The sequence below is a fragment of the Mesorhizobium sp. C120A genome (assembly GCF_030323105.1).
Taxonomy (GTDB): domain Bacteria; phylum Pseudomonadota; class Alphaproteobacteria; order Rhizobiales; family Rhizobiaceae; genus Mesorhizobium.
The window spans coordinates 2,756,923-2,781,062 of sequence record NZ_CP100476.1 but is presented as its reverse complement, the minus strand read 5'-3'; the positions used below and the strand labels follow the sequence as shown (position 1 = coordinate 2,781,062).

Below are 24,140 nucleotides of genomic sequence, written 5' to 3'. Positions count from 1 at the left end.
GATTTTAGCCAAGGCGGCATTTTTGAATTCGTATGGAGACAGAGGCGACGCAAAAGGTCGGAATAATGATACAGGCCCACTCAGCGGAGCCGGGCCGGCAAGCCGTTAAGAAACGCCGCAAGATTCCCTTTATGATTTCGGCCTATTCGTCTTCCATGCGTAGTTCGAATTTGAGTAAAATTGTAGCGGTTGGCGTGCTGCTGGCTTTGCCGGCCTGCGCGACGCCACCCAACCATATCAACGATGTCTGCGCCGTCTTCGACCAGAACGACGGCTGGTTCGACAACTGGCAGTCGGCCGCCGAGCGCGCCTCGCAGAAATACGGCGTCCCCGTCCCCGTGCTGATGGCGACGGTGCGCAAGGAATCCGGCTTCAAGAGCAATGCCAGGCCGCCGCGTACCAAACTGCTCGGCTTCATTCCGTGGAAACATGTCTCGTCGGCCACCGGCTTCTCACAGGCGCTCGACGGCACCTGGTCGCAATATCAGAGCGAGACCGGCAGCTGGGCGGCGCGGCGGACCAAGTTTGCCGATGCCGTCGATTTCGTCGGCTGGTATCATTCCAAGACATCAGACACGTTCGGCGTCGCCCGCGACGACACCTACAATCTCTACCTCGCCTACTATCTCGGCTGGACCGCTTATGGCCGCGGTAACCGTGGCGATGCCGGCGTGCAGGGCTACGCCAGGGCGACCGAAAAGATGGCCCGCGACTATGCCGAACAGCTGCGGCAATGCGGCAGCTGACGTTGCCAAGCGGTCTTGCAGCCACGCAGTTTGCGATCGAAGCGGAACTCAGCCATTCATTCGCTTGGGATCAGGTGGAGGATCGACCTCCCTCCCTTTACCGCTGCCGTCGACAGCTTTCGGTCAAACGTCGCCAATTGGCCGTCACGCGCCTTGGCGAGTCCCAACAGATAGCTATCCGTTACCTGTGCCGGGGTGAGGATCCTGGCTGCATCGATGTCGTTGGAACCGACAAGGCTGATCTCGTCAGGCCAGAACTGATGTCCTGAAAGGGCATGCAGCTTGCCGACAATCTGCGCCACCACGGCGGGCGAACCCGGAGAATTGGGGTATTTCGGGTTGCTTACAATCCTGATGACGCCATTCTCGGTAATGGGACATGTTGCCCATGATAAATGCCCGGTGGACTGGAACCACCGATGGGCATCTTCATGCGCGACGTGAGCCGGATCGATCAACGCAATCAACACATTGACGTCGAGCAGGAAGGTCACGGCAATTCGTCGCGAAGCGCATTGACCATTTCGAGATCGACCATCGGGCTGTCGGGCCGCGATGCAAGCAAGGGGATGCCGTTGCGTTCACCGCCGGTCGGGGGCCTGCGCAGTGAGCGGCGAGCCAGATCGGAAATGACGTCGCCAACGCTGCGATCCTGCTGTCGCGCCATGGCCTTGGCCGCAAGTAGGACATCGTCATCGATTGCAAGTGTGGTTCTCACAACATGCTCCCTACCGCGCATCAAACATCACGCATCACATAAAGCAATGGACAGCAATATTCAAGCGAACGTAGCTGTCGTTCCTTGAGCTATGGCGAAGCTGCGGCAATGCGCCAACGAGCGGCATTGCCTCTATGGCTGGTCAGCTCGGCTTCTTGCCATGCGGGCGCTTCGGCGGTTCGCCGGCGAAACCGGGGCCGATCCCATCCGGTGCGTCTTCCGGCACGCCCTCATGCGCTGCGTGTTCCCTGTCGAACTTGATCACCGGCTCCATCGTCGCCAGCACATCGTCCGACAGCCAGCACAGGCTCATATGGCCATCGCCGAGATGCTTCACCGGCGGCACCTTGGTCTCGCACAGATTGTCCGGCACCAGTTTCTTGTAGCCGCAGCGCGTCTGGAACGGGCAGCCGCTCGGCGGGTTCATCGCCGACGGGATGTCGCCTTCGAGCACGATGTGCCGTTTGACCACGCTGGTGTCGGCGATCGGGATAGCCGACAGCAGCGCCTCTGTGTAGGGGTGATAGGGTGGCGCGAAGATCTGGTCGGTCGTGCCCTGCTCGACGATGTAGCCGAGATACATGACGACGACGCGGTCGGCGATGTAGCGCACGACGGACAGATCGTGGCTGATGAACAGCATCGTCGTCTTGTTCTTGCGCTGGATGTCCATCAGCAGCTCGGTCACCGCCGCCTGCACCGAGACGTCGAGTGCCGACACCGGCTCGTCGGCCACCACCACCTTGGCATCGCCGGCAAAGGCACGCGCCACGCCGATGCGCTGCTTCTGGCCGCCTGAGAGCTGACGCGGCTTGCGCGTCTCGAAGGCCCGCGGCAGCTTCACCAGGTCGAGCAGCTCCAGCATGCGCTTGCGCCGCTCGGCGACATTGTTGCCGACTTTGAATTTTTCCAGCGTGCGGATGATCTGCGAACCGACGGAGTGGCTGGGATTGAGTGTATCGAACGGGTTCTGGAACACCATCTGGATCGACGACACCGTTTCGACGCTGCGCTTCTCGATGCCGGTCGACTGGATCTCCTTGTTGCCCAGCGTCACTGTGCCGGCACTTGCCGTCTCCAGCCCCAGCAGGACCTTGGCCAGTGTCGACTTTCCGCAGCCGGACTCGCCGACGATGGCGACGGTCTCGGATTCGCGCGCCATGAACGAGATCGTCTCATTGGCCTTGACCACGCGGCCTTCGCTGGAGCCGAACACTTCGCTGCCGCCGACCTTGTAGTATTTTCTCAAATCCTCGATCTTGAGCACCGGCGCGCCGGGCACGACCTTCTCATTGACCTTCTTGGCGCCGGGAGGCAGCGCTTCCCAGTCGATCTCGTTGAAGCGCACGCAGCGCGAGAAATGCCCTTCGTGACCGGCGACCTCGATCATCGGGATTTCGGCGGCATTGCAGACGCCCTCAACGAAATGGTGGCAGCGCGGGCCGAAATTGCAGCCCTTGGGCCGCTCATGCGGCAGCGGCAACTGGCCGGGGATAGAGATCAGCGGCCGCGAATTCTTGTCGGCGCCCGGCAGCGGAATCGAGCGGAACAGCCCTTGCGTATAGGGATGGCGCATCCGGTCGAACACGTCCTTGATCTTGCCGGTCTCGACCGCTTCGCCCGAATACATCACCGTGATGCGGTCGCAGGTCTCGAGGATGAGGCCCAGATTGTGCGACACGAAGATCATCGACGTGCCGAACTTCTCGCCCAGCCCCTTGACCAGTTCGACGATGCCGGCCTCCACCGTCACGTCGAGCGCCGTCGTCGGTTCATCGAGCAGAAGCAGCGCCGGCTTCGACAGCAGCGCCATGGCAATGACGATGCGCTGCTGCTGGCCGCCGGACAGCTGGTGCGGATAGGAACGCATCATGCGTTCGGGATCGGGCAATCTCACCGAGCGCACCATTTCGAGCGCCCTTTTGTAAGCCTCTTCCTTCGACACCTTGTCGTGGATCAGCGGCACTTCCATCAATTGCTGGCCGACCTTCATCGCCGGATTGAGGCTCGCCATCGGCTCCTGGTAGATCATGGCGATCTTGTTGCCGCGGATGGAGCGCAACTCCTCGTCGGACAGCTCGCCCATGTCCTTGCCCTGGAACTTGATCTTGCCGCCGACGATCTTTCCGATGTTGGAGAGGTCGCGCATGATGCCGAGCGACACGGTCGACTTGCCGCAGCCGGACTCGCCGACGATGCCCATGGCTTCGCCCGGCATCACCGTGCAGGAAAAGTCCATGACGGCGGGGATCTCGCCCTTGCGGGTGAAGAAGGAGATCGACAGGTTCTCGATCTCGATGATCGGCGCAGCGCTTGGCCCAAGGGTCGGGTTGCCGGGATTTCGAACTGCCTCATTCATGGGTCGCTCCAATCCTATTTTCATGCTCGCGGGCCGAAACCCGCAGATCAGTCTTTCATCGATTGTTCGCGCAGCGAGTCGGCAAGCAGGTTCAAGCCCAGCACGAACGACATCAGCGCGATCGTCGGCGGCAGCGCCGGGTGGATGAAGGAGCGCAGCAGGCGGCTGGCGTCCTTGATTGCGGTGCCCCAGTCCGGGCTCTCCGGCGCCAGGCCCAGCCCGAAATAGCCGAGCGTGCCGAGCAGGATCGTGGTGTAGCCGATGCGCAGGCAGGCATCGACGATCAGCGGCCCGCGCGCATTGGGCAGGATCTCCCACAGCATGATGTACCAGGGCGATTCACCGCGCGTCTGCGCCGCCGCCACATAGTCGCGCGTCTTGATGTCCATCACCAGGCCGCGCACGATGCGGAACACGCCGGGGCTGGAGGCGAACACCACCGCCACGAAGATGTTGAGCTGGTTGGGATCGATGTGGATGATCTTGAACGGATCGGCGTCGAACACCAGGCCGGCATAGACCCAGCCGCCGATGATCAGCGTCAGCCCGAGCAATATATAGAGGCGGTCCGGCCGGTTCTTGTAGCGGGTCCAGAACAGCACCGAAAAGAAGATGATCGGGAACAGGAAGAACAGCCCGGCCATGGCGTATGGGATCGGCGTATCCATGATGCCCGGCGTCACCAGCAGGTAGAACAGCAGGATCACCGGGAAGGCCAGCACCAGATTGGCCAGGAAGGACAGCACGGTGTCGATCCGGCCGCCATAGTAGCCGGCGGGCAGACCGAGCGTAATGCCGACCATCAGCGCGAAACCGGTCGCAGCCGGTGCGATGATCAGCACGATCTGGCTGCCATAGACCATGCGCGAAAAGACATCGCGGGCGAGCTTGTCGCCGCCGAAATAGTAGATGAGTTTCGATACCGGCTCGAGCGCGCCCGGCAGCGCATCCTTCATGATCGGCACCTGGGCGAGCGGATCGAAGGGCGCGACGGTCGACGCGAAGATTGCCGTGAACAGCCAGAACAGGCAGATGCCGACACCCACTATGCCGACGCCGCTATCGAACAGCTGGCCGTAGAGGCCGAGCCTTTTCTTGTAGGCGAAGCTCGCTCCCATCACCAGGGCAAGCCCTAACCAGACCGGCCAGAAACGCCCAATCACGCCGAGCACGACATTGAAGGCACCGATATATTCGACCTGCATCTGCCCCAGCCCCCTATTGAACTCTGATACGCGGATTGAGGAACGCGTAGCCGACATCCGAGATGAGCTGCGTGATCAGCACGATGAACACCGAGACCAGTGAACAGCCAAGCAGCAGATCGATGTCGTTGTTGCCGGCGGCCTCGACCAGCGTGTAGCCAAAGCCCTGGTAGCGGAACATCACCTCGACGATGACGACGCCGGTAAGCAGCCAGGGAAATTGCAGCATGATGACGGTGAAGGGCGCGATCAGCGCATTGCGCAGCGCGTGCTTGACGACGACGCTGCCGAAGGAAAGCCCTTTCAGCCGGGCGGTGCGGATATATTGCTGCGTCATCACCTCGACCATCGAGGCGCGTGTCATGCGGGCGATGTAGCCGATGCCGTAGATCGCCAGCGTCATCACCGGCAGGGTGAAATTGTAGAAGGTGATGCCCTGGCTTGCCGAGGCGGCCGAACCGTTCAGCCAGCCGAGCCAGGAGGCGAAGATGACGGTGAAGATGACGCCGGACACATATTCGGGCGTCGCCGTCGACGCGATCGATGCGACGGACAGCGTTCGGTCCGTTCGCGAGCCCTCGCGCATGCCGGCCAGGATGCCGATCAGCAGCGAAATCGGCACCATCACCAACAGCACGCAGAGCATCAGGATACCGGTGGCGGCGAGTGCGGGGAAGAGCTTTGACGCAACGGAGGTTTTGAACTTGGTCGAGCAGCCGAAATCACCTTCCAGGATGCCGGAGAATTTCGGCTCCAGCGGATCGTTGCAGAAGGAGAAACGCTGCGTCGGCTTGCCGGTCGCCGGATCGGTCACCGGTTGCTTCGGGACGACGCCCAGCCATTGGCCGTAGCGCACGAAGAAGTTCTGCCGGTAGCCATGGTTGACCAGCCAGCTTTCGAGCTGTTCGGCCGATGTGTGCATTTCGGTCTGGCTGATCGCCAGCTTCTTCAAATTCGGCTCGAGGTTGATCAGGAAGAAGACGATCATCGTCAGGCACAGCATCGTCAATGCCATGGTGCCGAGACGCCGGATTACGAAAGAAAGCATGGCGGTCCCCTGCCGGTCTGGTTGGGGTTGGAGCCAGTTCGAAAAACCAGCTTTGCCGTTGCCGGCAGAGTTGGCCGTCAAATCGGCACTCGGATGCAATCAACCCAGTTTTATTGAACGGTCTTTCAGGAGAGTCCGCAACTTTTTGCTGCGGCGGCTTCCGGTTCTGGACCATGCAAGGCGTGACGGGAAGGAGCGAAGCGCCCCTTCCCTGACGTTCCGATCACGCCTGGTCGAGCCAGACCTTGCCGTAGTCGCGCTCGAAGGTCGGATGCATCTTGTAATTCTGCACCGCCTTGACCGAGTGGCTGTAGAGCTTGCGCCAGTATGGCTGGATCATGATGCCGGAATCCTGCAGGATCTGCTCGATGTCCTTCATCATCTCCTTGCGCTTGGCCGCATCGGCAACGGCCAATGCTGCATTGAGCTTGGCATCCCATTCGGGGTTGGAATAGGCCGACTCGTTCCACGCCTCGCCAGTGCGATAGCCGATCGCCAGAACCTGAACGCCGAGCGGGCGCATGTTCCAGTTGGTCATCGACAGCGGGTACTTGGTCCAGTCGTTCCAGAACGTCGAGCCCGGCAGCACCGTGCGCTTTACCTTGAGGCCGGCGTCGCGCATCTGCGCGGCGATGGCGTCGCCGGTATTCTTGTGCCAGTCTTCGTCGACCGTGATCAGCTCATGCTCGAAGTCGGCCTGGCCGGCTTCCGCCATCAGCGCCTTGGCCTTGGCCGGATCGCGAGCGACTTTGGGCAGCTCGTAATATTCCGGGTGGATTTGGCAGACATGGTGGTTTTCAGCCACCGTGCCGGCATTTCCGTAGCCAAGCTGCAGGACGACATTGTTGTCGACCGCGAGTTGCAGCGCGTTGCGTACCTTCTGGTCGCCGTAAGGCTTGTTGTTGATGTTGGTGCGGCACACGATGGTCGACGCGGTGACGATTTCGGACTTGACCAGGTCCAGTCCGTCGAGGATTGACACATAGTCGGCCGAGGTCTCGAAATTGGTATGGACTTCGCCGGCCTCGAAGGCACTGACCATGGCTGCCGGATCGGTGCCGTAGTCGACGAATTCGATGCCGTCGAGGAACACCTCGCCGTCCCACCACTTGTTGTCCTCGCGGCGCTTGTAGACCACCTTCTGGCCGACATCGTAGGAGACGAGCTCGAACGGGCCGGTACCGATCGGGCAGGCTTTGAAGTCGCCGCCCTTCTCGTCGAAGCTCTTGTGCACGATGAGGCCGGGATAGTCGCACATGTTCGGAATGAGCGCGATGTCAGCCTTGCCGAGCTTCAGCTTGACGGTGTGGTCGTCAACCTTGGTCACGGCGCTTTCGTCGAGCTTGTCGTCCTTGACCAGCGTGCCGAGACGGCCAGGCATGGAATTGCCCTCGGCCTTCTTGTCGGCCCAGCGCTTGAGATTGAAGATGACGTCATCGGCGGTGAAGGCATCGCCATTCGACCAGGTCACACCCTTGCGCACATGCAACGTGTACTCGGTGGCGTCGTCGTTGACCTCCCAGCTCTCCAGAAGGTACGGGCGGAACGTGTATTCGCTGGTGTACTTGACCAGCGGCTCAAGCGCCTGGCGCTCGGCATTGGCGATTTCCGACCAGTCGGCCTTGCGCGGATCCTTGGGATCCTTGACCCATTGCGCGACTTTAAGGATGCCGCCCTTCTTGCCCTGCACCTCTTCGGCCCTGGCTTGGGTCGGCACGGCTACGCCGAGCATGCCGTAGGCCATCGCAGTCGACGCGCCGAACACGCTCGCCATGGCGAGGAACTCGCGGCGATCGACTTTGCCTGCCTTGGCTTCTTCGGCCATGGCCAGGATGTGATCGGGAACGCGATCGCCATTACTCTTGTAATTTGTCATACCTTAACTCCCATTGTTGGCTTTCCGCCTTTTAACATTCCGCATCCCTGCCGTGATGTCAAAGACGGCATGGCTACGGAACCCGTTAGGGAATGTGCAACTTTGAAAAGGGAGCGGTTCGCGTGATAACGACAGACTTGGCGCAAAAGTGCTAGCGCGCCCAGATTCCGCCGGAATCTGCTTAGGCGAGTAATTGATACATTTGGGCGGGTTGAGACAGCGCCAGTTCCGGTGGCGGTAAGGGCCAGGAACTCAATATTCCTTTTCGTAGAATATGCCGCCCTTGGCCTCGCCGCCATCATTGGCCTCGCCGCGCAGCTTGACGCCGCGTCCGACATTGAGGTCGATCGTCGCCTTGCCCGACCCTGGCCTGTCGCCTTTCTGGATCGTCACATAGGTGCGGTCATTGAGGTACTTGCCCGCCGACACGGCGGTGCCGCCCTGGTCATCGGTGGTCACATCCAGGTCGTCGACGCCGATTGCACTGCGCAGGTTTTCGAGCAGCGAGGTCGAGCCGCCGACGCCGGCCAGTTGGCCGGCGGCCTCGGCCAGCTGCGCGATCTGCAGCGGCGACAGGTTCGACATAGAGCGGCCGAAAATCAGCTGCGCCAGCACCTCGTCCTCGGGCAGCGCCGGCACCGATGAGAAGTCGAATTTCGGATTGGTCGCTTCGCCCGAGACGACGATGGTGACGGTGGCGCTGGTCGTGGTCGATGTCGCGGTCAAGTTGAGGTAGGGCACCAGCGAGCCCGAAAAGCCGACCGTGCCTTCGGTAAAGGTCAGCCGCTTGCCGAGGATCGACAGCCGCCCACGCTGCAAGGTGAAGGTGCCGACCGCCTGCGGCGAAGCCGCCGGGCCGGTCAGCCTCAGCGAACCGCCGAACTCGGCATCGACGCCCCTGCCCTGGATGAAGATCTGGTTCGGCGCATTGACCGTGACGTCGAGGACAAGCCCACTGCCGCCACCACCGCTGGCCGCCGCCGGTCGCAAGGCCTTGTCCTGCGCCCGCACGGAGGCGGGCGCGTTCTTGTGCTTGACACCGAGCGCTGCCAGCGAGCCCGGCAGCTTATCGGGAACGGTGATGACGGTCTTGGCCAGATTGACGGTGCCCGAAATCACCGGCGCCGAGGTGAGCGGCCCCTTGATGGTCAGGTCGCCGCCGAGATTGGCTGTCACCACCCTGCCGTCGGTATAGCGGCCGTCAACCAGCTTGATAGACAAATCGGCTGGGAAACCTTGCGCCGGATTGATGCCGAGTGTGCCGGAGGCCGACAGGCTGCCGCGTGTCGACAGCGTGCCGGTTAGCCGGTTGACCCGGGCAACGCCGTTGCCGATCGAAATGTCGGCGGCAATGTCATTGACGGCAAGGCCGGAGCGCGCGTCGACCAGGCGGGCGCCCGACGTGCTGACCGTGCCGCCGATCACCGGCGACGCCGCCGGGCCGCGCACCTGGATATTGACGTTGGCGGTGCCGCTGAGCGACAGCCCTTGCGCCGCAAGCTTGGCGGCCAGGAAGGAAAATGGCACCTTGCCGTTGAAGTCGAGCACCAGCGCTGGTGTGCCGGCCGTCGTCACCGTACCGCCGCCCTTGAGGCCAAGCCCGGCCCCGTCGCTGATGTCGGCGTTGAAGGTGAGCTTCTTGCCGGCGAATGTTCCCGACGAAGAGATATTCATGCCGCCAAGACCGGCGCTGCGCGTCTGCGAGGTCTGCACCCCACCAGCATCGATATCGAAAGCGACAGTCGGATTGCCCGGCGCGCCGGTTACCTTGACTGTTCCCGAAATCGAACCGGCGGCCTGGAGGCCCGGCGAAAAACTGTTGGCCAGCGAAGCCGGCACCTTCGACAGCGCGGCACTGATGTCGAGTGCCTGCCCGACCTTGCCGGTCACCGTCGCCGTGCCGCCACCGAGATTGAGCACCAGCTTGTCCAGCGTCGTGGTGCCGTTGGCGATGCTGACGGTCGAGGCCTGGGCGATGGCCGCCTTGATGCCCTGCACCGTGGCCTGGCCGGAAGCGAGTTCGATGGTGGTGGTGCCGCCAGCCACCTTTACCCTGCCCGCAGCCCTCGCCGGAATGCCCTTGACGGTGGCGCCGCCGGAAAACCCGGTCCAGTCGCCGTCGCGCTTCAAATCGACATCGATGCCGCTGATGGCGGTGCCGCCGGAAATGACGCTGTCGGCGCGAATCTTGCCCGAGATGACCGGCGCGGCGAGATAGTTGGCGACCAGCGCATCGATCGACACCGTCTTCGCCTGCAGGTCGCCGCGCGTGATCGAAGCGGTCGCAGCCTTGACGGCGACGTTCGGGCCATCCGCGGTCTTGGAGAATGCAATAGTGCCGCGCACATCGCCTCCGGCCTTTTCCAGCGCCAGCACCGCCAGCGGTCCGATATCGGGCAGGTCGAGCGCGATGGTGCCGACCGGCACGAAAGCCTCGTCGAGCGCAAGGTCGCCGGAAATCCTGTTCTTGCCGAGTGACAGCAGCAGGCCGTTGATGGCGCTCTTGCCGTCGGCAGTCGCCAGCACCGCGCTGCCTTGCAGTGCCTGCCCCGCGACATTGCCGGTCAGTTGCACATTGGCTGCCGGGTTCGCGGCATCGGCCTTGCCGGTCGCAATCAGCTTAAGTCCGGTGATTTCGCGTTCCGCCACCAGCAGGCGGTCGCTGTTGACCGTCAGCGACAGGTCCGGCGCCAGGCTGGGCCCCTGCACGTTGAGTGCAAAGCTGATCGCGCCTTTGGCATCTTTCGACAACAGCGAGATGTCGGCCAGTGCACCCTTGATATCTGCGCTAAGCTTGTTGTCGGCGAGGCTGGCCTGACCGTCCGCGGTCAGTGCGCCCGACGCCAGCGTGACCGGATTGGCGCTGACATTGCCATTGGCATCCCGCTTCAGCGTGGCGCTGAGCTGCGTGCGCTCTGCCAGCACGCTGCGCGCCGCAGCCGGCAATGCCGCCGACAGCACGTCGGCGTTGAGGTTGAGGTCGATTGCTCCATCGGCAATGCCGACACGGCCATTGAAGGCACTGCCCAGCGCATCGCCCTGCACCGAGCCGCTGTCGATGGTAATCGCATCGGCCGCCAGGCTGCCCGCGACCTTGGCGGTGATTTTGCCGACGATCAGCGGCGCGATGGTCGGATTGTCTAGACCGATCTTGTCCGCCGTCACCGTGCCCGAGATCGGACCGGTTCGGCTTTTCATATCAAATGCATCGGAATGCAGCGCAAGCGCAATGCCCTCGACCTTGGCGTCATCCGTCGCCACCGAAGGCAGTACCGCCGAGATGTCGAGCTTGGCTTGCGCAGCCTGCCCGGCCGCCTTCACCGACAGCGCCTGCAATTCGAGCTTGATCGGGCTTTCCGCGCTGCCCAGCGTCAACGGCAGGCTCGGACCGGACGATGTCAGATCGAGCGCGAAATCGCTGGCGCCGTTCGGGTTGACGGTGCCGGCGGCCTTGCCGGAGATTTTTTGGCCCGACAGCGTCGCCTGATCCAGCACGACGCCGCCGGCCGTCGAATAGCTGCCGGCCGCATCGACATCGAGCGGTCCGAGCCCGGCCTGACGGGTCTGGCTGGTCTCGGCGCCGGCCAGTTTTGCATTAAAGCGAATGTCGGGATTTGCTGACGGCCCGGTGATTTGCGCCGTGCCGTCGAGCGTGCCCGCGGCATCGAGGCCGGGCGAAAAGCCATTGGCAAGCGCAGCCGGCAGCGCCGAGAAGGTCGCCGCCAGATCGAGCGTCTGGCCCGCCGTGCCCGACAGCGTCACCGAGCCGCCGCCGAGATCGACTACCAGCCTTTGAATGTTGGTTATGCCATCGGCAATGGTCAGGCTCGACGGCTCGGCGATCGCCACCTTGATGCCGCGCACCGTCGCCTCGCCGGACGCGATCTCGACGCTGGTCGCGCCCCCGGCAATCTTCGCCCGCCCGGCAGCTGTCGCCGGAATGCCTGATATGGTTGCGCCGCCGGTGAAATTCGTCCAGTCGCCGTCACGCTTGAGGTCGACGCCGATGCCACTGACGACGGTCGTTCCCGAGGTCACGCTCTCGGCCTTGATCGTGCCGGAGATCGCAGGGCTGTTGAGATAGTTGGCGATCAGTGCGCTGACGGTGACTGCCTTGGCTGCCACATCACCGCGCGCGATCGACACGCTGGCTGCATTGATGGTGACAGTGGGAGCCTCGCCGTCTTTGGCGAACACCACGGTGCCGCCGATATCGCCGGCCGCCGTCTGCCCGGCCAGCGACGCCAGCGGCGCGATATCGGGGGCGGAGATCGTCAGCGTCCCCAGCGGCAGGAATTTTTCATCGAGCGTGAGGTCGCCCGACACCTTGTTGTCGCCCAGCGCTACGCTGAGCCCCTTGATGGAGCGCTTGCCATCGCTCGTCACCAGCGCCGCCTTGATGGCGAGCGGCTGTTCGTCGACCGCGCCGGTCAGCGAGACATCTGCGGCCGGGCTCACAATGTCGGCCTTGCCCGATGCGGTCAGCTTGATGTCCTTGACGGTGCGGCCGGAGGCCGTCAGGCTGGCACTGTCGGCCGAAACCGAGAAATCCGGTGCGTTGCGCGCGCCGCTTGCCGTCAGCGCGAAATCGACCCCGCCGGCGATCGGCACGCCGACCAGCGAAGACAGCACCGAGACGTCGCCGAGCTTGCCCTTGATGTCGGCCTGGATATCGCTGCCTTGCGCGCTGGCGGTGCCGCTGGCGCTCAGCGAACCGGAAGTGAGTTCGATCGAGTTGGCGGCGAAAGAGCCCTGCGGATCGCGCGTCGCGGTCGCCGAGAATTTGACCCGTTCGCCAAGCAGCGAACTGATCTGCGGCGGCAGCGCCGTCGACACAGCATCCGCATTCATCTTCAGCGTCATGGCGAGATCGGCCAGCGTCACCTTAGCCGTCAGCCCGGCATTGAGAGCATCGCTGCGCAGCGTGCCTTCGTCGAGCGAAATCTCGTCCCTGCTGATCGAACCGGCAAGAGAGGCCGTCAGCTTGCCGGTGATCAGCGGCGCCAGCGTCGCCACGTCGGTCTTCAGCCCGGCCGCCGCCAGCGACACGCTGACCGGGCCGCTGCGGTTCTCGATGTCGAAACCGTCGGAATGGATCCGCGCATCGAGATTGTTCACCTGAGAACCGCCCGCAACCACCGAGACGAGCGAAGCGCCGGCATCGATCATCGGCGCCTTGCCGTCACCGAAGGCGCGCGCGGTCACATTGTTGATGGCCACCATGATCGGCTGCGCCTGGGTACCGACATTGACCGTGACCGGCTTGGCTTTGGCCACGAGTTCGACCGAAAGGTCACTGGCGCCCTTGGGGTCGACCATGCCGGCAGCGGTGCCATGAACTGCGTCGCTCTCGATCGCAGCGCGCTCGATGTCGACGCCGCCGGCTGCGGTCGCGGTGCCGGCGAGGTCGAAACTGGTCTTGCCGGCAAACAGCGACTTGAACCGTTCCGGCAGGAAGCCTTCGAACGAACCGTCGCCCTTGGCCTCGATCCGGTTGCCCTTGTCGGTGAGCTGGTGCCGGCCGGTGAGCTGGGTAACGATCTGACCGTCGACCATGAAGGTGCCGATGCCGCTCCAGTTGGCCAGCGGCCCGGTGCCCGAGACGACGATGTTGACCGGCGGCGCGCCGGGTAGCTTGAGCAGGTTGGCGATGATGCCGCCGGCCGGCTCGGAAGCCTTGAGATCGAGGTCGAGCTTGTTTTCATCCGGCGCGAAGTGGATGTTGGCGTCGATATTGCCTTGCTTGCCGTCATGGCGGGTAACGTTGAGCACCGTCTGGATCGCCAGCGGCGACGCATCGACCTTGGCCGATCCCTTGGCCGCAAGTTCGGCAATGCCGCTGCCGGCAAGTTGCTGGCCGAGCGCGATCTCCGGCAAATCGATCGCTCTGATATCAAGCGAAACCGGCAGGCCGGTCGACCCGCTCTTGCTCGGCTCGGTGCTCGCCACAGGCAGCCGTGCCAGTTCTATCCGTTCGGCCGCTATGCGGTCGGCGCTGAAATTCTTCGACAACAGCGCCAGCGGCGACCAGTCGACGGCCACCTTGCGGGCCACCAGCCAGGCGCCCTCGCGGTCTTCCAGCACGACATGGTCGACCGTCAGCGCGCCGGACCAGATACCGTTAATGCCGCTGACCGTGACTTTGCTGTCCCCTGACGAGGCCATGTCAGAGATGATGCCGGCGAGATTTTCGCGGCCGCGCTCGGTCTTGGTCAGCACGATCAACGCGCCGATGCCCGCCGCCGCCACGATCAGCAGCGTGTAGAAAAACAGGCGAAGGATGCGTTTCAAAATCTTCATCGTCAGAACGCCTGTCCGATCCCGGCATAGATGCCGAAACGCGGGTCGCCACGGTCGCGGTTGAGCGGCACGGCGGCGTCGATGCGCAGCGGCCCGAACGGCGTGATGTAACGCAGGCCAACGCCCGCGCCGACCTTCACGTCGGAAAAGTCCGGCGTCGCTGTGGTCGAGACAGTGCCGGCGTCGACGAACGGCACGATGCCGATCGTGTCGGTCAGCGCAATGCGCATTTCGACCGATGTTTCGAAGAAGGAAAGCCCGCCGATCGGCTGATTGTCGATGTCCTTCGGTCCGATGCCCTGATAGGCATAGCCCCGCACCGAGCCGCCACCGCCGGAATAGAAGCGCCTGTCGGCTGGAACGTTCTGAAGGCCGGTGCCGACGATCGAACCCAGCGCGACGCGTTCGGCAAGCACGAATTTCGAGGCCGTGTCGAGCGACTGATAGGCCGACCCCTCGCCCCTGAGCTTGAGGAAGGCGGCGCCGCTCAGAATGTCGTAACTCGGTTCGGCATAGGCCAGAACCCTGAAGCCGCTGGTCGGGTTGAGCCGGTTGTCCCTGTTGTCGTAGACATATTGCAGCGGAATGCTGGCGATCAGGTATTTGTGCTTGCCGAAAGCGTCGGTGATCCTGGAGTAGTCGAGCGCGATTTCAGCCGAAACCGTCTGCTTCTTGTCGATCTCATAGGACAGGCCGGTGCTGCCCTTGACCGAAAAATGGTCGTAGGCGTCGGGATGTTCGAGTACGGTCTTGACGCTGGCGATGAATTTCGAGGCCGGCCCGACCACCCCCGGCTTCTCGAACATGATGCCGGCATTGTAGTTGAGCTCGCTGAGATCGTTGCTGCCGATGCCGCTGATCTTGCCCTCGATGCGCAGCTTTTCGGCCCGGCCGAACAGATTTCGGTGGCCCCAATAGCCTTCCAGGCCTAGCCCTTCGGTGTTGGAGAAAGTGCCGCCGACGCCGAAATAGCGTGGTTTGCGCTCGCTGACCTGAACGCCGATCGGAATGTTGCCGTCGGCGTCAAGACTGTCGGCTTCCTTCAGCGTCACGCTGTTGAACACTTCGAGCCTCAGCAGCCGGTCGCGGGCATCGTCGATCTCGTCAGGCGAATATTGCCGGCCGCGTTTCAGCCCGGTCATATATTCGGTGAACTCGCGATCGACCTTCTCGGTGCCATCGACGGTGGTGTCGCCATAACCGGCAACCGGCCCGGCGGCCACCGTCAGCGTCACGTCTAGCGTCGAGGTGGTGTGCTCGGCCACGACCTGCCTGTCGGTGATCCGGGCCAGCGGCCGGCCCTCCTGCTTCAGCGCCCGCACGATCAGCGCCTCGGCCTTGAGCACGGCGCCCGAGCCGGCATCGCCGCCGGCTATCAGGCCGAAATCGGCGCTCGCCAGCCCGGCGGCATCGCCCTCCAGCCGAATATTGCCGAGCGTGAATTTGGGCCCGCTCGAGATGCTGATCACCACCGGGATCGGCTGCGGACCCGTAAATTCGACATCGGGCGGCAAATCGTCGAGCACCTTGCCCTGGATGGCGATGGTGACGACGCCTTCATAACGGGCGTCGGCATAAAGCGCGGCGACCAGCTGTTCGCGGTCGCTACGCGCCTTTGCCAAAAGGCCGAGCGAGCCGGAAACCGGGCGGTCCTCGTCGGATTTCAGCGACGAGGCGTTTTCGAGCTTCTTGACCAAGTCCTTGTCGGCATCGGGCGCTTCGATGGTCACCGCATAGCGCAGCGGGTCGACGATATCGGCGTCCTCGTCATTCGAAGAGCCCCACAATTTGATGCCGAAGAGCTCGAAGGCGGCCGCCGACCCCGATTCGGCAACGAGCACGCTCGAGCACGCCAACGCCACAATCAGCGCGCGCGAAAGCGTGCGCCGTGGCGCACTTACCTTCGACATCTGCGCTTCATACGCCGGCATCAGGACAACCTAGGTTACAAAACTAAAATTGGAATGAAGTTTTGAAGCGCTCGTAAAGGGGCCACAATCCAATTGTCTGAAATAGGCAGGGCTTGGAATTCACACCTTCTGCGTTTTCGCAAGAAAGCGTGATCCCTTTCCCCTGGATGAACTATCGGCATACCGGTCATTGGCCGGTTTGGGAACCGTTGGCGGGCGGAAACCTGCCCGTCCTCGTGTTGACAAGCTTGACTGAAGCTTGAACATGCCGCGGACGTAGCAGTGTCTGGAGGGTGTTATGGCGATGCGCGCGGCGGCTCGTGGTCTGTCGATCTTGATTCTTCTCATTTTCGCCTGGGGGTCTGTAGCGCAAGCGGCCGAAGCCCGCCGGGTGGTGACCTCAAATAATTCCGACTATTTCGGGTTCGATCTCAGATCGGACCAGAATGTCAGCCTCGATCAGTGCAAGACGACATGCCTCGGCGACCCCGCCTGCCGCGCCTTTACTTACAACAACAAGGCCAAATGGTGCTTCCTAAAATCCGACTATAACCAGTTGAAACCCTTCAGCGGCGCGGTCGCGGGCAAGGTCGTCAATGTCGATGGCGACCCCGATATCGGCGCCCCGCCGGAACTCGCCTTCTTCCCCAACTGGATGGCCGACCAGGCCCAGCAATACCGCAACAAGCTGACCGATCCGGCCTATGACAAGCCGACCGACGGGCTGGAATCACTCCGCGCCGCCGCCGAACAGGCTGCACTGACCGGCGACCATGGCCAAGCCATGAACAAATACGAGGCCGCGGTCTCGGTCCTGCCTGACGACGGCCAGCTTTGGCTCGGTCTGGCGCGTGAAACGCTTGCCATACAGCCGGCCAGCGGCACCTCCGAATCCTACAATCTGCCGGTCAAAGGCACCTCCGCCGCCATCAACGCCTACAAGTTGCTGCGCACCACCAAGACCCGCGCCGAAGTGCTGGCGCTGCTCGGCAACGGCCTCGACCGCCGCGATCTCTACCGTCCAGCCCTGCAGGCCTATGAAGCCAGCCTCGCGCTGGTCAGTTCGCCGGCGGTCAAGGCCGAATATGAGGATCTCAAGGCCCGCAAGGGCTTCCGCGTCATCGATCACTCGATCGACGCCGACACCAGCGCGCCGCGCATTTGCGCGCAGTTTTCCGAGGAGCTGGTGAAGACCGGCGTCGACTACGCCCAGTTCGTCACCGTCGACAACCAGCCGCCCAAGGGCGTCGAGGCCAAGGACAAGCAGATCTGCGTCGAAGGCCTGGAACACGGCCAGCATTACGAAGTGACCTTCCGCGCCGGCCTGCCGGCCGCAATTGGCGAGGTCACCGCCGCTCCGGTCGTGCTGTCGATCTATGTGCAGGACCGCGCGCCGTCCGCCCGTTTCACCGGCGACAGCTTCGTGCTGCCCGCCGGCGCCCGCCGCGGCATCCCGGTCGTCACCGTCAACATGAACGCCGCGCAGATGAAGCTCTACCGCATCGGCGATCGTTCGCTCGCGCAGCTTCTGTCCGGCTATCAGTTCCTGAAGCAGCTCGACGGCTATGATATCTCCAGCATTTCCGACCAGATGGGTGAGCCGGTCTGGCAGGGGCAGCTCGATATCGCCAACGACCTCAACAACGACGTCACGACTTCGTTCCCGGTCGACGAAGCCTTGCCGCAGCGCAAGCCCGGCGTCTACGTGCTGACCGCGCAAGCGGTAAATGAAAATGACGAGGACAATTACAATTCGCTTGCCACGCAGTGGTTCGTCGTCTCGGACATCGGCCTGTCGACCTATACCGGCCAGGATGGCCTCAATGTCTTTGCCCGCTCGCTCGGAACCGCCAAGCCGATCGCCGGCGCCGAACTGACGCTGCTGGCCAGGAACAATGAAATCCTCGGCACAGCCACGTCGGACGCCGAAGGCCATGCTGTCTTCAACCCCGGCCTGACGCGCGGCGACGGCGGCATGGTGCCGGCCGTTCTGATGGCCAAGCAGGGCGACAACGATTTCGTCTTCCTCGACATGGGCCGCGCTGGCTTCGATCTGTCCGATCGCGGCGTCGCCGGACGCGCCGCACCGGGCGCGCTCGATGTCTATGCCTGGACCGAACGCGGCATCTACCGCGCCGGCGAGGATGTGCATGTCGCAGCCCTTGCCCGCGACGGCGCCTCCAAAGCGGTGGAAAACCTGCCGCTGACCTTCATCTTCACCCGTCCCGACGGCGTCGAGAACCGCCGCATCGTTGCCGATGGCGTCTCGGCCGGCGGCTATGCCGTCGACCTGCCGCTGGAAGCCAACGCCATGCGCGGCACCTGGACGGTGTCGATCTATACCGATCCCAAGCAGGCGGCCGTTTCCAGCCAGATGTTCCTGGTCGAAGACTTCGTGCCGGATCGCATCGAGTTCGATATGAAGTCCGACAAGCAGGAGATCGCCCAGGGCGAAACCGCCAACATCGACATTGACGGCCGCTTCCTCTATGGCGCGCCGGCCGCCGGCCTCGCGCTCGAAGGCGAGCTGACGCTGTCGACGGCGCGCGACTGGGACCGTTTCGCCGGCTATTCGTTCGGCCTTGCCGACGAGCAGTCGGCCGAGCCTTCGGTCACCCCGTTCACCGGTCTGCCGGTGGTCGGCGACGACGGCAAGGCGACCTTCCCGGTCACGGTCGACCAATTGCCCGCGACCACCAAGCTGGTCGACGCCAAGGTCACGGTTCGCATGCGCGAAACCGGCGGCCGCGCCATCGAGCGCTCGATCAACATCGGCATCCGCCCGCAAGGCCACATGATCGGCATTCGTCCGGATTTCGCCGACAATGAGGTGCCGCAGGGCGGCACCGCCAAATTCAGCCTCATCGCGGTCGATCCCGACGGCAAGCGCGAGACGCTGAAGGGCGCGCAGTGGTCGCTGGTCAAGGTCGAACGCAATTACCAGTGGTATCGCAACAACAACTCGTGGAACTACGAACCGGTCACCTTCACCAAGTCGATCGCCAACGGCCAGGTCGATCTCAGCGCCGATGCCGAGGCGACCGTGACGATGCCGGTCGACTGGGGCCAGTACCGGCTCGAGATCGAGACTGCCGATCCCGAGGGCCCGGCGACCAGCTATGAGTTCGACGCCGGCTGGTATGTCTCCTCGACCTCCACCGAAACGCCTGATGGGCTCGAGATCGCTCTCGACAAGGACAGCTATGCCGCCGGCGACGTGGCCAAGCTGAAAGTGTCGCCGCATTTTGCCGGCGAACTGCTGGTTACCATCGGCGCCGACAAGCTGCTCAAGACCGTCACGGCAACCGTGCCGGCCGGCGGCAGCACGGTCGACATCCCGGTCGGTGACAACTGGGGCGCCGGCGCCTACATCACCGCAACCCTGTTCCGGCCCGGCGATGCGCAGGAAACCCGCATGCCGGCGCGCGCCATCGGCGTAAAATGGCTGACGGTCGACCCAGGTTCGAAAAAGCTCGCCGTCACCCTGACGCCGCCGGACAAGACGATGCCGCGCCAGCAGCTGTCGATCCCGGTTTCGGTCGCCGGCGTAGCACCGGGCAGCAATGCCTATGTCACGGTCGCTGCCGTCGATGTCGGCATTTTGAACCTCACCAACTACAAGGCGCCGGATCCGGAGGGCTGGTATTTCGGCCAGCGCATGCTCGGGCTTGAAGTCCGCGACATCTATGGCCGTCTCATCGACGGCTCGCTCGGCACCACCGGCAAGCTCAGGACCGGCGGCGACGGCGCCTCCATGCAGCCGCAAGGCAGTCCGCCGACCGAAAAGCTGGTCGCCTTCTTCTCCGGCCCGGTCCAGCTCGACGCCGACGGCAAGGCAAGGATCGACTTCGACATCCCGCAGTTCAACGGCACCGTGCGCGTCATGGCCGTCGCCTGGACCAAGGAGGCCGTCGGCCATGCCACGACCGATGTCATCGTGCGCGATCCGGTGGTGATCACTGCCGGCCTGCCCCGCTTCCTGGCGCCTGGAGATGCAGCTATCATGCGGCTCGACGTCGCCGACACCGACGGTCCGGAGGGCGACTATGCCCTGTCGATCGCCACGACCGGCGACCTCTCGACCGGCGACAAGCCCTTGCCCGAAAAGCTGACGCTGGCCAAGGGCAAGCGCCAGACGCTGACCGTGCCGCTGATTGCACAGACGGCGGGCAATGCCTCGATCACCATCAAGCTCGCCCATGGCGACGGCACCGCCGTCGAGCAGACGCTGTATGTTCCGGTGCGTCCGGCGCAATTGCCGGTCACCACCCGTCTGGTCGTCGACCTCAAGGGCAATGGCGGCTCGCTGCGCGTCGACAAGGAGCTGCTCGCGGCAAGCCTGCTCGACGGCGCCTCGATCAGCGTCGGCGTTTCGCAGGCTGCGGCCTTCGACGTGCCGTCACTGCTGATGACGCTCGACCGCTACCCCTATGGTTGCGCCGAGCAGACCACCAGCCGCGCCATGCCGCTTCTCTACGTCAACGATCTGGCGTCCGGCGTTGGCATGCAAAGCGATCCCGAACTGCACGGCCGCGTGCAGGCCGCCATCTACAAGGTGCTGAGCTACCAGGCTTCGGCCGGCAGCTTCGGCCTGTGGGGTCCGGGCTCCGGCGATCTGTGGCTCGACTCTTACGTCACCGACTTCCTGACCCGGGCGCGCGAGCAGAACTACGACGTGCCGGCCCTGGCGATGAGCCAGGCGCTGAGCAATCTGCAAAACTCGGTCGGTTACGACCAGGACGTCCAGGATCGCGGCAGCGAAATCGCCTACGCGCTCTATGTTCTGGCCCGCAACAAGAAGGCCTCGGTCGGCGATCTGCGCTACTACGCCGACACCAAGCTCGAAGCCTTCTCGAGCCCGATGGCCGTCGCCCAGTTGGCGGCGAGCCTGGCGCTCTACGGCGACGCGCAGCGTTCGGAAGCAACCTTCCAGACGGCGCTGCAGCTGGCCAAGTCGACCACCGAATACGACTACTACCGGTCCGACTATGGCTCGCGGCTGCGTGATGGCGCCGCGATCCTGGCGCTCGCCGCCGAATCGAAGCCGGTGCCGACCATCGTGCCGGAGCTGATCCGGCTGGTGGCAAGGGAACGCGCCGATGCCCGCTGGACCAGCACGCAGGACGAGTCCTGGATGCTTCTGGCGGCCCGCGCGCTGAAGTCGGGCAACGACTCGATCACGCTCTCGGTCAACGGCGCGCCGCATGCAGGTGGATATTCCAACCACCTCAGCGGCACCGACATTGCCGACAGCCCGCTGACCATCGCCAACACCGGCGCCACGCCGCTGCAGGCGGTCGTCACCACGGTCGCCTCGCCGGTAGAGCCCTTGCCGGCCGGCGGCGACGGCTTCACCATCGACCGCACCTACTACAAGCTCGATGGCACCGAAGCCAACGTCACCGAGGCGACGCAGAACGAACGCTACGTGGTCGTGCTCAAGGTTTACGAGCAGAACCGCTGGCCTTCGCGCCTGCTGATCACCGACCTGTTGCCGGCCGGCTTCGAGATCGACAATCCGGGCCTTGTCTCCAGCGCCCAATTGTCGAACTTCACCTGGCTGGCGCAAACGGACGCAGCCCATCTCGAATTCCGCGACGACCGTTTCGTCGCGGCATTCAATCCCAATGACGGCGATGGCGACCGCAACATCATGCTGGCCTACGTCGTGCGTGCGGTAACGCCGGGCACCTATGCCCATCCGGCGGCCACGGTGGAGGACATGTACCGGCCGCAATATTCGGCCCGCACCGCCACCGGCATGATGGAGATCAAGGCGCCGTAAGGCGCCTTGACGAAGATGAACACGCCGATGTCCGCGACCATCTCCTTCTCCCCGCTATGCGGAGAGAAGGAGCCGGCAGGCGGATGAAGGGCACCACCATGCTCTCCAGAAAATTTCTCCGTCGAACAGGCATCGCCGCCGCCTCCCTCGTCGGCTTTGCGGCGATCGCTGCCGCTTCTCTCTGGGAACTCGACCGCGCTTTTCCGCCGCCGCTGCCCGGAAGGCTCACCGTCTCCACCGAGGTCCAGGACCGCGACGGCCAGCTGTTGCGCGCCTTCGCCACGCCGGACGGTTACTGGCGGCTCGACACTCATCTCGACCAGGTCGACAAGCAGTTCGTCGACATGCTGGTCACCTATGAAGACAAGCGCTTCTGGGACCATGATGGCGTCGATGTGCTGGCGCTGGCGCGCGCCGCCGGCCAGTTCGCCACCAGCGGCCATATCGTCTCCGGCGGCTCGACCCTGTCGATGCAGCTTGCCCGGCTGATCGAGCCACGCGAAAACCGCAGCCTCGGCTCGAAGATCAAGCAGATGCTGCGCGCCATCCAGATCGAGCGGCGCCTGTCCAAGCAGGAGATCCTCGAACGCTACCTGACCTTGGCGCCCTATGGCGGCAATCTCGAAGGCGTGCGTGCCGCCTCGCTCGCCTATTTCGGCAAAGAGCCGAAGCGGCTGACCGTCTCGGAAGCAGCCCTGCTCGTCGCCTTGCCGCAATTGCCGGAAAAGCGCCGGCCCGACCGCAATCTCACCATCGCTCATGCCGCCCGCGACCGCGTGCTGACCCGCATGGTATCAGCTGGCCTGCTCGGCGAGCGCGAAGCCGCGCGCGCCGCACTAGACGATGTCTCGGGCCTGCGCCGCAAATTGCCGGCGCTGGCGCCACACGCCGCCTACGCCATGTTGCCCAAGGCCATACCCGGCAAGCCGCTGCAGCTGACTATCCGCAAAAGCGTCCAGCAAGGACTGGAGCAGGTGGCGCGCGATGCCGCCATCAAGCTTGGGCCGCGCCTCTCCGTCGCCATGGTGATGGCCGATGCCCGCACCGGGGACATCCTCGGCGAAGTCGGTTCGGCCGATTTCTTCGACGCCAGCCGCTCCGGCTGGATCGACATGACCAAGATCGTGCGTTCGCCCGGTTCGACGCTGAAGCCGTTCATCTATGGCCTCGCCTTCGAGCAGGGGCTGGTGGCCCAGGAAATGCTGATCGAGGACAGTCCGGTCGATTTCGGCGGCTACCGGCCAAAGAATTTCGACATGGGCTATCAGGGGGATGTCTCGATCTGCCAGGCGCTGCAGCTGTCGCTCAACGTGCCGGCAATCCGCGTGCTCGACTCTGTCGGCCCGGCACGGCTGATGGCGCGCTTCCGCCAGGCCGGCGTCAGCCCGGTGCTACCGGTCAACGAGGCGCCGGGCCTCGCCATCGGCCTCGGAGGCGTCGGCGTAACGCTGCGCGATCTCGTCCAGCTCTATACCGGCCTCGCCAATGGCGGCAAGGCAAACACGCTCCATGACGGCACCGAGCCGGCCAATTCCGAGCGCACCACCGCCACCATCCTCGACGCCCAGGCGAACTGGCAGATCACCGACATATTGTCGGGCGTGAAGCCGCCCGAGGGCGCCTTGCAGCGCGGCATCGCCTACAAGACCGGCACGTCCTACGGCTACCGCGACGCCTGGTCGGTCGGCTTCGACGGCCGCTACGTGCTGGGCGTCTGGGTCGGCCGCGCCGATGCCGGCGCCGTGCCCGGCCTGTCCGGCTATGTCTCGGCCGCCCCCATCCTGTTCGAGGGCTTCGTCCGTTCAGGCCTCACCGCCGTCCCGTTGCCCAGCCAGCCGGCCGGCGTCGTCAAGGCCAGGCGCGAAGACCTGCCGGTGACATTGGCGCGCTTCGGCGCCGGCGCCGACGGACTGGTGCAGGCAGGCCCGACGGAACCGGCGCCAACGATCATTTTCCCGCCCAACGGCGCCCGCGTCGATCTCGCCACCAATTCCGCCGAGGCCTCGCCGCTGGTGCTGAAACTGCAAGGCGGCCGCGCGCCGTTCCGCTGGCTGGCCAACGGCAAGCCGCTCGTCGGCATCGACCGCCGCCGCACCGCGACCTGGCTGCCCGACGGCGCCGGCTATTCGACGCTCACCGTCATCGACGCCGTGGGACGCGCGGCAAGCGTGAAGGTGTTCGTTGAATAGATGG

General features: G+C 63.9%; 11 protein-coding genes. 3 read left to right on the top strand and 8 right to left on the bottom strand.

Going from position 1 to position 24,140, the window contains the following annotated elements; all coding sequences use genetic code 11:
* The first annotated feature begins 155 nt into the window (after positions 1–155).
* Positions 156–746: a transglycosylase SLT domain-containing protein gene (locus tag NL532_RS13425; RefSeq protein WP_023829222.1), complete on the top strand. Its 591-nt coding sequence runs from the start codon at positions 156–158 to the stop codon at positions 744–746.
* A 56-nt stretch (positions 747–802) separates the two neighbouring features.
* Here the strand turns inward: NL532_RS13425 and NL532_RS13420 are convergent, their stop codons facing one another.
* The 8 genes from NL532_RS13420 to NL532_RS13385 all read right to left on the bottom strand — a co-directional run bounded on the left by NL532_RS13420 (position 803) and on the right by NL532_RS13385 (position 16,183).
* Entirely contained in the window at positions 803–1,240 is a 438-nt protein-coding gene (locus NL532_RS13420; RefSeq protein ID WP_023682204.1) for a TA system VapC family ribonuclease toxin, read from the bottom strand.
* Entirely contained in the window at positions 1,237–1,464 is a 228-nt protein-coding gene (locus NL532_RS13415; protein ID WP_023829221.1) for a hypothetical protein, read from the bottom strand. Before NL532_RS13415 ends, NL532_RS13420 begins: the two co-directional genes overlap by 4 nt.
* A 142-nt stretch (positions 1,465–1,606) precedes the next feature.
* Complete coding sequence (locus tag NL532_RS13410; protein WP_023729392.1) at positions 1,607–3,823, bottom strand: dipeptide ABC transporter ATP-binding protein; 2,217 nt, start codon at positions 3,821–3,823, stop codon at positions 1,607–1,609.
* A gap of 47 nt (positions 3,824–3,870) precedes the next feature.
* A complete protein-coding gene (locus tag NL532_RS13405) occupies positions 3,871–5,028 on the bottom strand; it encodes an ABC transporter permease (protein WP_023668189.1) in 1,158 nt (385 codons plus the stop codon).
* 13 nt (positions 5,029–5,041) lie between these two features.
* Positions 5,042–6,076 carry an ABC transporter permease gene (locus NL532_RS13400; protein ID WP_023668188.1) on the bottom strand — a complete coding sequence of 345 codons (1,035 nt, stop codon included), beginning with the start codon at positions 6,074–6,076 and terminating at the stop codon, positions 5,042–5,044.
* A gap of 223 nt (positions 6,077–6,299) precedes the next feature.
* Positions 6,300–7,952, bottom strand: a complete 1,653-nt coding sequence (locus NL532_RS13395) for an ABC transporter substrate-binding protein (protein ID WP_023668187.1) — start codon at positions 7,950–7,952, stop codon at positions 6,300–6,302.
* Positions 7,953–8,204: 252 nt separating this feature from the next.
* The gene (locus NL532_RS13390; RefSeq protein ID WP_023829220.1) at positions 8,205–14,252 is read right to left on the bottom strand and encodes a translocation/assembly module TamB domain-containing protein; all 6,048 of its coding nucleotides are present in this window, start codon (positions 14,250–14,252) and stop codon (positions 8,205–8,207) included.
* Positions 14,253–14,254: 2 nt separating this feature from the next.
* On the bottom strand, positions 14,255–16,183 hold the full coding sequence (locus NL532_RS13385) for an autotransporter assembly complex protein TamA (protein ID WP_286488128.1): 1,929 nt from the start codon (positions 16,181–16,183) through the stop codon (positions 14,255–14,257).
* Positions 16,184–16,460: 277 nt separating this feature from the next.
* Between NL532_RS13385 and NL532_RS13380 the strand changes: the two genes are divergently transcribed.
* Positions 16,461–21,947 carry an alpha-2-macroglobulin family protein gene (locus tag NL532_RS13380; RefSeq protein WP_286488127.1) on the top strand — a complete coding sequence of 1,829 codons (5,487 nt, stop codon included), beginning with the start codon at positions 16,461–16,463 and terminating at the stop codon, positions 21,945–21,947.
* A gap of 83 nt (positions 21,948–22,030) precedes the next feature.
* Positions 22,031–24,136 (top strand): penicillin-binding protein 1C, encoded by a 2,106-nt coding sequence (gene pbpC / locus NL532_RS13375; RefSeq protein WP_286488126.1) that lies wholly within the window; start codon positions 22,031–22,033, stop codon positions 24,134–24,136.
* Positions 24,137–24,140: the final 4 nt, after the last annotated feature.

What these genes read in the sequence shown, in the direction of transcription:
- NL532_RS13385 (WP_286488128.1), bottom strand. Translation starts at nt 16,183, where the DNA reads ATGCCGGCGTATGAAGCGCAGATGTCGAAGGTAAGTGCGCCACGGCGC.
- NL532_RS13400 (WP_023668188.1), bottom strand. Translation starts at nt 6,076, where the DNA reads ATGCTTTCTTTCGTAATCCGGCGTCTCGGCACCATGGCATTGACGATG.
- NL532_RS13380 (WP_286488127.1), top strand. Translation starts at nt 16,461, where the DNA reads ATGGCGATGCGCGCGGCGGCTCGTGGTCTGTCGATCTTGATTCTTCTC.
- NL532_RS13395 (WP_023668187.1), bottom strand. Translation starts at nt 7,952, where the DNA reads ATGACAAATTACAAGAGTAATGGCGATCGCGTTCCCGATCACATCCTG.
- pbpC (WP_286488126.1), top strand. Translation starts at nt 22,031, where the DNA reads ATGAAGGGCACCACCATGCTCTCCAGAAAATTTCTCCGTCGAACAGGC.
- NL532_RS13390 (WP_023829220.1), bottom strand. Translation starts at nt 14,252, where the DNA reads ATGAAGATTTTGAAACGCATCCTTCGCCTGTTTTTCTACACGCTGCTG.
- NL532_RS13405 (WP_023668189.1), bottom strand. Translation starts at nt 5,028, where the DNA reads ATGCAGGTCGAATATATCGGTGCCTTCAATGTCGTGCTCGGCGTGATT.
- NL532_RS13425 (WP_023829222.1), top strand. Translation starts at nt 156, where the DNA reads ATGCGTAGTTCGAATTTGAGTAAAATTGTAGCGGTTGGCGTGCTGCTG.
- NL532_RS13410 (WP_023729392.1), bottom strand. Translation starts at nt 3,823, where the DNA reads ATGAATGAGGCAGTTCGAAATCCCGGCAACCCGACCCTTGGGCCAAGC.